This window comes from Flavobacterium daejeonense DSM 17708, from assembly GCF_000425425.1.
GTDB classification, from domain to species: Bacteria; Bacteroidota; Bacteroidia; order Flavobacteriales; family Flavobacteriaceae; genus Flavobacterium; species Flavobacterium daejeonense.
On the sequence record NZ_AUDK01000004.1, the window covers coordinates 167,003 to 182,445 of the forward strand.

At 33.7% G+C, this 15,443-nt stretch carries 7 protein-coding genes; all 7 read left to right on the plus strand.

The genetic code is table 11. The features are described from left to right. Window positions 1–30: 30 nt before the first annotated feature. The 7 genes from H599_RS0105390 (at window position 31) to H599_RS0105420 (ending at window position 15,408) form a co-directional block, all read left to right on the plus strand. Complete coding sequence (locus H599_RS0105390) at window positions 31–1,770, plus strand: glycoside hydrolase family 43 protein (RefSeq protein WP_026713193.1); 1,740 nt, start codon at window positions 31–33, stop codon at window positions 1,768–1,770. 862 nt (window positions 1,771–2,632) lie between these two features. Next, window positions 2,633–5,848, plus strand: coding sequence for a SusC/RagA family TonB-linked outer membrane protein (locus H599_RS0105395; RefSeq protein WP_026713194.1), 3,216 nt, complete (start codon window positions 2,633–2,635; stop codon window positions 5,846–5,848). 12 nt (window positions 5,849–5,860) lie between these two features. Beyond that, window positions 5,861–7,750: a RagB/SusD family nutrient uptake outer membrane protein gene (locus tag H599_RS0105400; protein ID WP_026713195.1), complete on the plus strand. Its 1,890-nt coding sequence runs from the start codon at window positions 5,861–5,863 to the stop codon at window positions 7,748–7,750. Window positions 7,751–7,794: 44 nt separating this feature from the next. After that, the gene (locus H599_RS0105405; RefSeq protein WP_026713196.1) at window positions 7,795–10,812 is read left to right on the plus strand and encodes a SusC/RagA family TonB-linked outer membrane protein; all 3,018 of its coding nucleotides are present in this window, start codon (window positions 7,795–7,797) and stop codon (window positions 10,810–10,812) included. A gap of 28 nt (window positions 10,813–10,840) precedes the next feature. Further along, a complete protein-coding gene (locus H599_RS0105410) occupies window positions 10,841–12,592 on the plus strand; it encodes a RagB/SusD family nutrient uptake outer membrane protein (RefSeq protein WP_026713197.1) in 1,752 nt (583 codons plus the stop codon). A 52-nt stretch (window positions 12,593–12,644) separates the two neighbouring features. Next, window positions 12,645–13,679: a DUF5627 domain-containing protein gene (locus H599_RS0105415; protein WP_026713198.1), complete on the plus strand. Its 1,035-nt coding sequence runs from the start codon at window positions 12,645–12,647 to the stop codon at window positions 13,677–13,679. Between the two features lie 25 nt (window positions 13,680–13,704). Continuing rightward, on the plus strand, window positions 13,705–15,408 hold the full coding sequence (locus tag H599_RS0105420) for an endo-1,4-beta-xylanase (RefSeq protein WP_081810517.1): 1,704 nt from the start codon (window positions 13,705–13,707) through the stop codon (window positions 15,406–15,408). Window positions 15,409–15,443 lie beyond the last annotated feature (35 nt).

Here is a 15,443-nt window from a genome sequence, read left to right on the forward strand (position 1 = left end):
ATTATAAATAAACCAATTAAAATTAATGTAATGAAAAAACCGCAAGTGCAGCAATTGTTATTAATGGTAGTACTGTTTTCTTTTATGGTAGCGAACAGTCAAAATAAATCAAAAAATAATGCACCACTATTTTCGAATTTTACTTATCAGGGAGATGATCAGGTATATAAAGATAACCCCCTAAAATCGGATGAGTTTTATACTCCAATTTTGCAAGGTTGCTACCCTGATCCAGCCATTACCAGAAAAGGAGATGATTATTATATGGTTTGCTCTTCGTTTGCAATGTTTCCGGGAGTACCTGTTTTTCACTCTAAAGATTTAGTAAACTGGACAGATTTAGGTGGCGTGTTAAATGATGTCACTCAATTTAATCCTCACGATACAGGTATTAGTGCAGGGGTTTATGCTCCTGGAATCACTTATAATCCTCATAATGATACTTTTTATATGATTGTTACCGCTTTTTCTGGAGGTTTGAACAATATTATTGTTAAGACTAAAGATCCGAAAAAAGGTTGGGGAAATCCAATAAAACTTGGTTTTGGAGGTATTGATCCTTCCATTTTCTTTGATGATAACGGTAAAGGGTATATCGTTCATAATGATGCACCGGATAATGGAAAAGAGCGTTACAATGGCCACCGTGTGATTAAAGTATGGGAATATGATGTTGAAAATGATAAGGTAATTCCTGGAACGGATAAGATTATTGTTGATGGAGGAGTAGATCCTGCTAAAAACCCAATTTGGATAGAAGCTCCACATTTGTATAAAAAAGATGGAAAATATTTTTTAATGTGCGCTGAAGGAGGGACAGGAGGTAATCATACCGAAGTTATCTTTAAAAGTGATAACCCAAAAGGACCATTTATTCCTGCACCAGGCAATCCAATTTTAACGCAAAAGTATTTTGGCAGAGACAGAAAAAATAGAGTAGACTGGGCAGGCCATGCTGACTTAGTTAAAGGACCTGAAGATAAATACTACGGAGTTTTCTTAGCAGTAAGACCAAATGAAAAAAACAGAGTCAATACTGGACGTGAAACTTTCATCCTTCCTGTAGATTGGTCTGGCGAATTTCCGGTTTTCGAAAATGGATTAGTACCATTGGAGCCAAAATTGAAAATGCCAAAAGGAGTTAGCGAAAACAAAACAGGAAAAGAAGGATTCTTCCCTAATGGAAATTTTACATTCAAAGATGATTTTACAACAACTAAGTTAGATTACCGTTGGATCGGTTTAAGAGGACCTCGTGAAAAATTTATCACAACTTCGAAAAAAGGCCTGACAATTAATCCGTTTGATATTAATATTAAGGAAGTAAAACCTACTTCAACTTTGTTTTATCGTCAGCAACATAATAGTTTTTCTTTGACGACTACTATTGATTATAAACCAAAATCAGATAAAGATTTAGCTGGAGTTGTAGCCTTACAAAATGAAGGTTCTAATTATGTTTTTGGAATTACGATGAAAGATAAAGACTATTATATCGTTTTACAAAAAAATCAAAAAACGAGAAGAGATGCTGCAGTAAACTCTACAATAGTTGGCAGTACAAAAATTGATATCAAGAAATCAATACAATTACAAATAAAAGCCAAAGGAGACGAATACAACTTCAGTTATTCTCTTGATGGAGTTAATTTTGTTACTGTTGGAGGACCTGTTTCAGGAGATATTTTATCAACTGATGTAGCAGGTGGATTTACAGGTTGCTTGTTAGGATTGTATGCTACTTCAAATAATGATGCTTCGCCAGAATAATTATAGATGATAATCCCAAACCATATTTTGGTTTAGGATTTAAAAGTTTTAATTTTATTGATTTCTCATTTCAATCATTTTTTGTAAAAATTAACTATTGTTTTTTTAAATAAAAAAAGCTTTTTGTTGAAGTAATGATATTTAATAGCGTGGATTAATATATAATGAATATTTTATACCTGTTATTTTTTTGTTTATTGTAAAAAAAATATAACAATCGGTTGTTTTTACATTTTTTTATTTTACATTTGCTTAACACTTAATCAAAATACTGTGTTAAAAAATATTAGTGTCTTAAAGACACTAATATTTTTCTGAAAACAAACAACCGATTGCGTAATCGGTTTTGTTAAAAAAAATGAGCTGTAAAAAGCTAGTGTTGAACAGAATATTGGGAACAGCAAATGGAGAAGTATTTGAAAAAAGGGAATCAACTAAATAACCATATAAACACTATTAACTAACCAATAACAACCAATAACAACGCCTATGAGAGAATAAAACACCAAAGAAGAACAGCTTTTATAAGCGTTTGTTTTTTTTGTAAAAAAAATCGAGATATAGTTGTCTTGTATTGTTTTGAAAGAGATAAATATGGTCTTTTCAAATTAGATTTCTTTTACAGAAATTAAAAATTGTTAAAGTTGTTTTGAATAGCTAAATCGCATCGCTTTTTTATCCTTTTTGCATACTGAAATGCGAAGAAAAACAATTAGTTATATTAATCATGAAATTAAACGGTATGAAAGTTTTCAGAAGCATGGTTTTAATTGTTTTTTTTTATTTAAAAGAGAAAAGCAGCTTATGTAAAATCAAGTCAAATTCTAATTTTTAATAAATTAAAAAATGTCAAAATATTAATATGAAAAAACAATTAATAAAAATTCCGCGAAAAGGAAAGTTCGTGGTAATGGGAGTTTTGTTTCAGTTTATGTTTTCAAATGTATTGTTGGCTAGCGAAGGGAGTACTTCTTTACCTTTTTTAGTAACAAAGAATAATCAGAATACCCAGCAGATAATTATAACTGGAACAGTTACTTCCGCCGAAGATAAGTTGCCTATTCCAGGGGTTACTGTAGCTGTCAAGGGAAATACTAAATTAGGTGTAATAACCGATTTTGATGGGAAATATAAGATTAGTCTGCCTTCTTCGGATGCAGTTTTAATATTTAGTAGTATTGGTTTTAAAACAGTAGAGAAAAAAGTAAGCGGGCAAACTGTGATTAATATTGCAATGGCTACTGATCAGACTTCTTTAGAAGAGGTAGTGGTTGTAGGTTATGGTAAACAAAAGAAGGAAAGTTTAGTTGCTGCCATTTCTCAGGTTTCAGGATCTACACTAGAACGAGCTGGAGGGGTTCAAAGTATAGGTGCAGCTTTAACAGGTAATGCTCCTGGTTTGATTACTACTGCCAGTACAGGTATGCCGGGAGAAGAAGATCCGAGAATTGTAATACGAGGAACAGGTACTTGGAATGATTCCTCTCCACTTATCTTAGTTGACGGTATTGAGCGCCCAATGAACAGTGTAGATATTGGATCAGTTGAATCTGTTTCTGTTTTAAAAGATGCTTCTGCTACAGCGGTTTATGGTTCAAGAGGAGCAAATGGTGTAATTATTATTACAACTAAGCGAGGAAGCATAGGGAAAGCTTTAATTAGAGCCCGCGTTAATTCAACAATGAAAGTTCCTTCTCAATTACCAAATAAGTATGATGCGTATGATGCGTTAATGATAAGAAATCAGGCTATTGAGAATGAGTTGGCATTGTCTCCGTCAAGTTGGAATGATTATCTTCCGCAGGATATTATCAATAAATATAGATTTCCTGCTAATCAGGAAGAAAGAGAGCGTTATCCAAATGTAGATTGGGCAAAGACATTGTTTAAGGATTATGTAATGTCGCATAATGCCAGTTTAAATGTAAGCGGAGGTACTGAATTTGTTAAGTATTTTACCAGTGCAGATTTTTTACATGAAGGCGATCTTTTTAGAAAATATAGTAATAATAGAGGTTATGAACCAGGTTATGGTTTTAATCGTTTGAATGTTAGAACTAATTTGGATTTTCAATTTTCTCCAACTACCACTTTTAAAGTAAATCTTTCTGGTTCACATGGAGTAAAGAAAAGTCCTTGGGGAGCTACAGGAGGAGAATATACTATGTGGGATGCTGCTTATTCTACAGCTCCGGATGTGTTTTTACCTTATTATGAATCGGATGGTTCTTGGGGGTATTTTGCTCCAAATGAAGGAAAGGCATCAAATTCTGTCCGTAATTTAGCTATTAGTGGTGTTCAATATAGAACTACAACACGACTCACAACCGATTTTACCCTAGATCAAAAACTGGATATGTTGATTAAAGGGCTTAGTTTTAATGGTAAAATAGCATTAGATAATACTTTCGTAGAAGCAGATCGTGGAGTTACTGATTTATATAATAATACACAAGAAAAATGGATTGATCCTGTAACAGGTACCATTACTTACAAACAAAATTACGATTCCAATAATAGATTTGATTTTCAGGAAGGTATCAAATGGTCTCCAAGTGCAGGAAACGTACAAGATTGGGCATCATATAGACGAATTTTTTATCAGGCTCAATTGAATTATGCTGTAAACATAAATTCAAAGCATGATATTACAGCAATGGGCCTTTTTAATAGAGATAAAAGTGCTACAGGAAGTGAAATTCCACGTTACAGAGAGGACTGGGTATTTAGAACTACTTATGGTTTTGCCGGGAAATATTTTGCAGAATATAATGGTGCCTATAATGGTTCTGAAAGATTTATTAAAGGGAAACGCTTTGCTTTCTTTTCATCCGGTGGAATTACTTGGATAGTTTCTAAAGAAGGTTTTATGAAAAAAACGGAATCATTTCTAGACATGCTTAAGATTCGATTAAATTATGGTGAAGTGGGTGATGATAATATAGGTGGTAACAGATGGTTATATTTAACGCAATGGAGTTTTGGAGGACAATCTCAATTAGGTACAACCGGAGAAGGTGGAGAGCTTAGTCCTTATAATTGGTACAAAGAGTCAGCAGTTGGAAATCCGGATGTAAAGTGGGCAACGGCAAAGAAATCTAATTTAGGTGTTGATTTTGGTTTATTCAAAGGTCTTGTAAAAGGTACTTTCAATTTGTTTAAAGAAGATCGATCTGATATTTTTATTGCGGGTGGAGGAAGATCAATACCTTCCTATTATGGGGCAGTAGCTCCTGCTGCTAACTTAGGAAGAGTTACTAACAAAGGTTATGAAATAGAGATTAAATTGAATCATACTTTTGCTAATAATTTGAATTTGTGGGCAGATTTGAATATGAGTCATTCAAAAAACAAAATTATTGATGCTAATAACGCGCAGTTATTGCCTGATTACCAAAAAACAGAAGGTAAAGTTATTGGGCAGGCATATTCTTATGTTGGGCAGGGTTATTATAATACTTGGGATGAATTGTATGCAAGTACTATGACCAATACCAATGATAATCAAAAATTACCGGGTAATTATAATTTACTGGATTATAATGCAGATGGTGTAATTGATAATTATGACAATATTCCTTATGGACATGCAGGTACACCTCAAAACACTTATAATGCTACTGTTGGTTTTAACTGGAAAAAATTCAGTGCATTTGTTCAGTTTTATGGGGTTAACAATGTTACAAGACAGGTAGTTTTAGGGAGTTTAGTTTCACAAAACCATGTAGTCTATAATCAAGGTTCCCTGTGGTCTCAGGACAATATAAATGCAGATGTTCCAATGCCTCGATGGCTTTCTACACCAAGTAGTTATAATGATGCGCAACGTCATATGTACGACGGATCTTATGTGCGTTTGAAGAATGCTGAAATTGCCTATACATTTGATGGAAGTACTTCTTTAATAAAATCGTTAGGACTTCAAAATATAAGAGTTTTTATAAACGGAGATAATCTTTTTTTCTGGTCAAAAATGCCGGATGATAGAGAAAGTAATTATGCTGGTACAGGATGGGCTTCACAAGGTGCTTATCCAACCGTTAAACGTTTTAATATAGGAGCTAATATTATTTTTTAAAATTAAAAATGTATGAAAAATTATTTCAAAACAATAGTAAAATATGGCTTTATATTTGGCTTGATATTTAGTTCGGTATCCTGTGAAGATTACCTTGACAGATCTCCGGATACAATAATTTCTGAAAATGAGGCATTTGAAAATTTTACTAAATTTCAGGGATTTACAGAAGAATTATATCAGTGTATTCCTGATTTTACGAATGCGTATTGGACAAATTCCTGGAATTGGGGAGAAGATGAAATTCAATCTACAGCACGTGATTTCCATTTTGTTGTTAAAATTGATAACGGAAATTTATGGGGCTGGCAATCCGAATTCGATGGTTGGCAGGCAGGATGGATGAATCGTAGAAATGTTTCTACTAATAATGATCGGTTTGCTAAAGATTTATGGACTTTAGGATGGGCTGGTATTCGTAAAGCCAATATTGGTTTAGCCAATATGGATAAATTACAAGATGCTACTCAGGAAGAAAAAGATATGATAAAAGGCCAACTTTTATTTTTTAGAGGATGGTTCCATTTCCAGTTTATGCAGTATTTTGGCGGACTTCCATATATTGATACAGTTTTACCAAGTGATCAGCCTTTAACTTTGCCTAGACTTAGTTATGCTGAATGTGCCGAAAAAGCAGCAGCCGATTTTAGATTAGCGGCTGATTTATTACCTGTTGATTGGGATGAAACTACTGTAGGAAAAAGAACTTTAGGAAAAAATGCCTTACGTATTAATAAAATAATGGCTTTAGGATACTTAGGTAAAAATTATCTATGGGCAGGAAGTCCTTTAATGAATAAAGTTTCTACCGGAAGTGCTGCTTACAATACAGAGTTTTGTAAAAAAGCGGCTCAGGCTTTTGCAGAATTGTTAAATCATACTGAGAGTAGTAATTCTAAATATGCATTATTGCCCTTTGCTAAGTACAGTGATAATTTTTACACTACCGGACAAAACTGGGCTATTCCGGGAGGTACTGAAGCTATTTTTAGAGGACCTTATTATGGTGCAAACGGTTCTAACTGGGGAACAAGTAAGCAATATCAACCTGCTCCAATATTGGTTGACGGAGATGTTAAGTTTCTTCCAACGGCAAATTATGTTGATTATTATGGTATGGCAAATGGTTTACCAATAACAAATATTACTCAAGCGGATGCAGAGTCCGGATATGATCCAACTCACCCATGGCAAGGTCGTGATCCTCGTTTTTACAACGATATAGTTTATGATGGGGTGCAATGTGTTAAGGGGACAATTCCTGCTGCTAATGCTGCAGATCGTTACGCGAATTTATATACCGGAGGTAATTATCGTAATATAAGTACAGGAAGTAGAACAGGGTATTTATTATATAAGTTTATACCAATTACGGCTAATAAATATGATGGCGGTTATGATTGGGGAAGTAACTTAAATATTCATATTCCATGGATGCGTTTGTCTGATATATATTTAATGTACGCCGAATCAGCTGCTGTAGCTTACAACTCACCAAATGGAAAAGATCCTTCTTATAATAAAACCGCTGTAGAAGCTATAAATGTGGTTAGAGACAGAGCTAATGTAGGTCATGTGGCTAATAAATTTTTAGTTACGCTTGATTTATTTATGAACGAAGTAAGACGTGAACGTGCTGTTGAATTAGCTTTTGAAGGACATCGTTTTAATGATCTTCGCAGATGGATGTTATTTACTCAGAGTCCATATACTTTGAAAAAATCAATAGAATTTGATAGAGATCCTAGTTTTAATCCTGCAACTCCAAAAACGAATAAAGTACTTAATATTCGTGAAACGGTTATCCTAGAGAGAAATTTTAGTGATAAGCATTACTGGTTACCATTGAAAAATGCTGATGTGAACATGTACTTGGAATTTCCACAAAATCCAGGATGGTAATTATGCAGATTATTTTAAAAATTATAAATACAAATTAGAAAATAATGAGATATATACAACTAAGAATAGTGTTATGTTTTTTGATTATTGCTTTTTCTCCTACAATTCTAATTGCTCAGGCTGTTCGTACAATTGATGTCAATGGTATTGTAAAGAGTGCTGAAGGGAAGCCAATTATAGGAGCTACTCTGGTTAGTGAAAAAGATAATATTTCAACAACTACTGATTTTACAGGTAAATTTTTACTTAGTGTGCCTGTGAATTCAAAATTATTAATAAATGCAACGGGTTATATTACAAAATCAGTTGTTGTTACATCTGAAAAAATGAGTTTAGTGCTGGATAAGAGTCAGCAAGTTCAAGTTGCTTTTAAGAAAGTTCAGGAATCGGATCTTTTAGGAGGAGTATCTTATGTTAACTTACCGGATATTTTAGAAAAAAATTATACCACTTACAGTTTAGATGGTTTGCAAACTTTTGTTGGAGGATTTAATGGTGGAAATATTTGGGGAACAGGTGGTTATTTGGTATTAGTAGATGGTATTCCTCGTAGTGCAGGTTCTATTTTACCTGTAGAGATTGAACAGGTAACTTTTTTGAAAGGGGTTGCTGCAGTAGCCTTATACGGAAGCCGTGCTGCTAAAGGGGTTATCTATATTACTTCAAAAAAAGGGAAAATTCAAAAACAACAAATCAGCGTCAGAGCTAATGCAGGGATTGATGTAGCAAAAAGATTTCCTAAATATCTGGGGTCAGCAGAGTACATGAAATATTACAATCAGGCTCGTATGAATGATGGTTTATCACCATTGTATTCGGATGAAACGATTTATAATTATGCTTCAGGAAATAATCCTTACAGATATGCCGATACAGATTATTATTCTTCTAAATATTTAAAGGATTTTTCTCAAAGGTATGATGCTAATGTTGAAATTAAAGGGGGAAATAATATAGCCCAATATTATACAGTAGTTAATTTTTCCAGAGCAGGAGAATTATTGGATTTTGGAGAAGCTAAAAATAATAATACCAGTCGTTTTAACATAAGAGGAAATGTAGATTTGGCAATTAATGATTTCATTTCAGCCTCAATTGGTACTAATGCTATTTATTATAATGGTAGAGGTGTAAATACTGATTATTGGAATAGTGCAGCAACTACAAGACCTCATCGTTTTACTCCTTTAATACCTATCGATATGCTTGAAGAAGGGGATGATGCTTCACAGACTATTGTGAATAATAGTAACAATATTATTGACGGTAAATATTTACTAGGGGGTACACAGTTGGATTTAAATAATTCATTTTCGGCTATTTATGCTGGGGGGTATAATACTTATACGAATCGTCAGTTCCAGTTTAATACAGGTATTGATGCAAAGCTGAATAGTTTTATTAATGGTTTATCTTTTCATTCTAAATTTGCTGTAGATTACGAAACTTCATATAATCAATCCTTTAACAATACTTATGCCGTTTATCAGGCTAATTGGAATACCTATGCCGGATTTGATCAAATTACTTCTTTAACTAAATTTGGAGAAGATGCTAAATCAGGAGTTCAAAATATTTCTAATAGTGCTTATCAGCAAACGTTGGCATTTTCAGGTCAGTTTGATTATGTCAAAAAGATTAATGAAGTTCATAATTTTTCAGGAATGTTAATTGCTAATGGATTTCAACAATCAATTTCTGAAGTATATCACAAAGTAAGTAATGCTAATTTAGGACTTAATTTAAGTTATAATTATGCGAATAAGTATTATGTAGAATTTAGTGAAGCATTGGTTCATTCTGCTAAGTTTGCTGAAACGAAGCGAAATGCAACTTCTCCGGTATTATCTTTAGGATGGAGATTGAGTAAAGAGAATTTCATGAAAAACTGGTCTGCTCTGGATAATTTAAAACTTACTGTATCTGCAGGTATTTTAAATACAGATTTAGATGTTTCTAATTATTATTTGTATGAAAGTATCTATTCTCAAACAGATGGAGCCTGGTTTAGTTGGAGAGATGGTGCTTTAAACAGAAGTACAGATTCAAGAAGAGGGGAAAATTTAGCACTTACTTATGCTAAAAGAGAGGAAATCAATGCAGGTATAGAAGCATCATTTCTTAATAAATTAATCACTTTTAACGGTTCGTTCTTTGCTAATAAGATTAAGGGAAATGTAATACAGGCTAATGTTTTATATCCTAATTATTTTACTACGGGTTTTCCAAATTCTTCTTTCATTCCGTTTATCAATTACAATGATGATAAGCGAATTGGATTTGATTTTAATGTGAGAGTTAATAAAAGAGTTGGAGAAGTGGATTTGTCTTTAGGAATAGCAGGAAATTATTATGACACTAAAGCTTCAAAAAGAGCAGAACAGTTTGAAGATCAATATCAAAACAGACAAGGGAAGCCTTTAGATGCAATTTGGGGACTTAAAAATGAAGGTTTTTATACAGACGCTCAAGATATTGTTAATCATGCAACACCATCATTTGGACAAGTTAAACCAGGTGATATTAAATACAAAGATCAAAATGGAGATGGTATTATTAATGCTCAGGATGAGGTTTATTTAGGTAAAGGAGGTTGGAGTGGAGCTCCATTTACGGGAGGTGTTAATTTTACGGCTAAATGGAAAAACTTGACATTTTTTGCCTTAGCAACGGGGCAGTTTGGAGCTCACGCTATGAAGAACAATTCTTATTTTTGGATAGATGGAGAAGATAAATATTCAGTTATGGTTAGAAATAGCTGGACAGTTGAAAATCAAGCTACAGCTACTTATCCAAGATTAACTACAACCACAAGCGATAATAATTATCGTTCATCAGATTTTTGGATTTATAGTACCAATAGAATAGACTTAGCCAGAGTTCAGGTTAGCTATGATTTTCCAAAGAAAATGATTCAAAATTCATTTATCAATGAATTAGGGGTCTATGTAAATGGTGCTAATTTGTTGACAATATCTCCTGAACGTGAAACAATGGAACTCAATGTTGGAATAGCTCCACAAACCAGATTTTTCAATTTAGGTTTGAAAGCTTTATTTTAAAATAACAAATCATTAAATAATAAATGATATGAAAAAAACTTTTCTAATATTATTATCGGTCATCTTTACTTTTGTTAGTTGTGATGATCTTATAGAGCCGGCTATTGAAAATAATAGGGGGATTGATGATATGTATGCTGAAGCAGAATTTGCACAAGGAATTCTACTGAATGCATATACGAGACTCCCAGGAAACGGTTGGTCTTTTAGTGATGTAGCAACGGATGACGCTGTTTCAAATGATGTAGCCAATAATTATCGTAAGATTGCTACGGGACAATGGGCTGCTAATTTTAATCCATTAGATCAATGGACAAACTCAAAAGCAGCTATTCAATATATCAATATTTTTCTTGCTGAAGCGGATAAAGTGACTTGGGCTAAAGATGAAAATGTTAGTAAACTGTTTGCGCAAAGATTGAAAGGAGAAGCCTATGGTTTACGCGCCTTGTATATGTATTACTTATTACAGGCTCATGCTGGGATAACAGAAGGGAACGAGTTATTAGGTGTCCCTATTTTATTAGAGCCCGAAACATCTGCTTCTAATTTTAATATTCCACGTAATACATTTCAACAATGCATGGATCAAATTTATAGTGATGTTACCAAAGCAAGAGAACTTCTTCCTTTGGATTTTGAATTAGCAACCAGTTTACCTCCGGGTTATGATAATTTAAATGATTACAATAGAGTTTTTGGAGATCTTGCCAGACAAAGAATGAGCGGAAGAATAGTGATGTTTGTTAAAGCTCAGGCTGCACTATTAGCTGCCAGTCCGGCATTCAATAGTGGAAACTCTGCTAATTGGGCTGCTGCCGCTAATTCAGCAGGAGAATTATTAGTTCTTAATGGAGGTATTGCAGGTATAGATCCTACAGGTTTAACCTGGTATAAAAATACCGCAGAAATTGCGGCACTAGGTACAGGAGTAAATTCAAAAGAAGTAGTTTGGAGAACAGATATTGCTAATAGTAATAATTTAGAGGCTGATAATTTTCCTCCTACACTTTATGGTAGAGGACGTGTCAATCCTACCCAAAATTTAGTGGATGCTTTCCCTGCAGTCAATGGGTATCCAATCACGAATGCGTTAAGTAATTACAATTCAGCTAATCCTTATGCAAATCGTGACCCACGTTTAAAACATTTTATTTTAGTGAATCAGGATGTGGCCGGGGTAAGTTCAACAGTTATTACAACTGCCAGTAACGGAACTACTAACGATGCATTAAATAAGGTGGAAACATCGACAAGAACGGGTTATTATATGAAAAAACTATTAAGACAGGACGTGAATTTGAATCCTAATTCAACAACTAGTCAAAGACATTATAGACCTCGTATGCGTTACACCGAATTGTATTTAATTTATGCCGAAGCAGCCAATGAAGCTTGGGGGCCTTTAGCAACAGCTAGTTATGGTTTTTCAGCTTATGATGTAATTAAAGCAATTAGAAAACGTGCAGGTATTACGCAACCGGATAATTATTTAGAATCTATTAAATCAGACAAAGATGCAATGCGTGAGTTAATAAGAAATGAACGTCGTTTAGAATTATGTTTTGAAGGATACCGTTTTTGGGATTTACGCAGATGGAAATTAAACTTAAACGAATCAGCTCAAGGTATGGATATTCAAGGTACTACAGCTTCTCCTACATATACTAAAATTCCTTCTGTAGAGAATAGAGTTTTTACTAATGATATGTTCTATGGTCCAATACCATATAGTGAAACGCTGAAGTTTAACGCTTTGATTCAGAATAAAGGATGGTAAGCTTTATAAACTTATATAGTGCTATTTATTTTTAATATAATATCAAAAGAAAATGAAAAATAAGATATTTTTAATGTTCACAATTTTATTCATCACTTTAACATCTTGTTCAAATGAAGATGTGGTGTTTGATAATTTTGATTACCAGTCTGTTTACTTTGCTTATCAATTTCCGGTTAGAACAATAACCCTGGGTGAGGATGTTTTTGATACCTCTATGGATAATGAGCACAAATGCAGAATCATGGCAACTTTGGGAGGTGTATATAGTAATGATAAAAATGTTACTATTGATGTTGAAGTTGCTAATCCATTAACAACCGGATTGCTGTTTAAAGCGGCAGGTGCTGAGATTGTTGCTATGCCTAGTAATTATTATTCACTATCATCAGACAAAATAGTTATTTCCAAAGGACAAATTACAGGTGGGGTAGATGTTCAATTGACTGATGCTTTTTTTGCAGATCCACTTGCTATAAAAAACACCTATGTGATTCCTCTTAGAATGACTAACGTGATTAATGCCGATACTATTTTATCAGGCAAGGAATTAGTTGCAAATCCTAACCGAGCTATAGCTTCTGATTGGTCAGTTGCTCCAAAGGATTTTATATTTTATGCCATAAAGTATGTTAATCCTTGGGATGGTTTTTATTTGCGAAGAGGAAAAGATGTTATAGTTGGTAATAATGGAAATACTTCATTAAATAAAACAATTGTTAGACATCAGACTTATGTAGAAAAAGATGAGGTATTTAAAATTAATACTTTATCACTAACCAATATTGATTTTCCTGTTGTCTATAAAGATGCTGGAGGCAATAATATCAATTGTAAATTAATACTTTCTTTTGATGAAGCAGGTAATTGTACTGTTTCTTCTTCTAATCCAAGTAGCTATACAGCTACCGGTACAGGAAAATTTGTTAAAAAAGGAGAGAAAAATAGTTGGGGGTCTAAAGACAGAGATGCACTTTATCTTGATTACACGGTTAATTTAGCAGATTTTAATGTTGCTACAAAAGATACTCTGGTATTACGTGACAGAGGTGTTAAAGTAGAGGTGTTTAATCCTGTTCTTAAGTAATTTTTTATCTAAAAAAATGAACAAAATGAAAAAAACATATAAAATTATCCCTTTTGCAGTGTTGCTACTATCATTAGCATCCTGTACTGAGTCACATGTACTTTCATATGACGTTGAAAAACCGGTTACTATTGCTAATCAGGAAGATATTGATGCTTATGCGGATTTAAAAACTTACGTTGACAGAGAGGCTAACCCTAATTTTAAATTAGGGCTGGGAATTTCTTTGAATGATTATACAAGTAAAAGCCTTATGTATAGATTAGCCAATAGAAATTTTGATGAGATTACTTTGGGTTACGAAATGAAACATGGTGCAATAGTTCAGGCAGATGGGAGTCTTAATCTTGACAATGTCAATAAGTTATTAAAAACAGCTCAGGAGGCTAATGTTTCCGTTTTTGGTCATACACTTTGTTGGCATGCCAATCAAAATGCGACCTATCTCAATAAATTGATTGCTCCGGATGTTTTATCAACAACAGGTCCAGGTTGGGATTTGATAATGGAAAATAATTTTGAGACCGATAATAGTTCCAATTATCAGATTAATTCAGGTTTAACTTCAAGCTATACTGCTGCTGGTCAAGGGGCAAACGGTACAGGCAGAGCACTTAAATTAACCAATGCCAGTGTTCGTACTAATGAATGGGATGCACAGCTTTACATAAAGTTTTCTCCGGCCGTGCAAGTGGGTGAGAAATACAGGCTTACTATGGATGTGCGAGCTGATGATGTAGCTTCTTCTCCTACACAGGCACAATTTAACCCCGGTGGTTATAGACATTGGGATTTCTTTGGTTCAGTTCCTTATACAACAACATGGACAACTTATACTAAAGAGATTACAGTAATAGAACAAATGAAAGACTGTAATACAATAGCTTTTAATCTAGGGAAGTTCGCTACTAGTTTTTATTATGACAATATAAAAATTGAAAAATATAATGCTACAGGTAGTATTCAAACACAAGAGAAAACACCTGAAGAGAAGAAAGCTATTATTACTGAAGCACTTGATAAATGGATAAGCGGAATGGTTACTAATTGTAAAACGTATGTAAAAGCCTGGGATGTTGTCAATGAGCCAATGTCAGATTGGCCCAATCAATTTGAATTAAAAACAGGTGTTGGTAAAACCAATATGGCTGCTGATGAATTCTACTGGCAGGATTATTTAGGCAAAGATTATGCGGTGGAAGCTTTTAGACTAGCCAGATTGTACGGAAATCCTAATGATATACTTTTTATCAACGATTACGGTCTTGAAGGTAGCGGTGATAAATGTGACGGTCTTATTCAGTATGTCAATTATATTGAAAGTAAAGGACAAATAGTTGACGGTATAGGTACTCAGATGCATGTAACTTTGGGCGAAACTACAATTGAGAGAATTAGAACAATGTTGACAAAATTAGCAGCAACAGGCAAACTAGTAAAAATATCAGAACTTGATATGGGAATCAAAGTAGGAGGAGTCACCGTAAAAACTGAAAATGTTACTGCTGCTCAACTACAACAGATGTCAGATTTTTACAAACAGATAGTAGAAGCTTATTTTGATATTGTACCAGCTGCTCAGCGTTACGGTATCACGCAATGGGCAGCGACAGACAGTCCAGCCAATTCATCATGGCGAGGAGGAGAACCAATTGGACTTTGGGATTTAAATTACACGCGTAAACCTGCTTATGTTGGTTTTGCCGAAGGTCTTAAGTCTTCAAAATAATAAAAATAGTAAAACGTTATTATTATTTAAAAGCA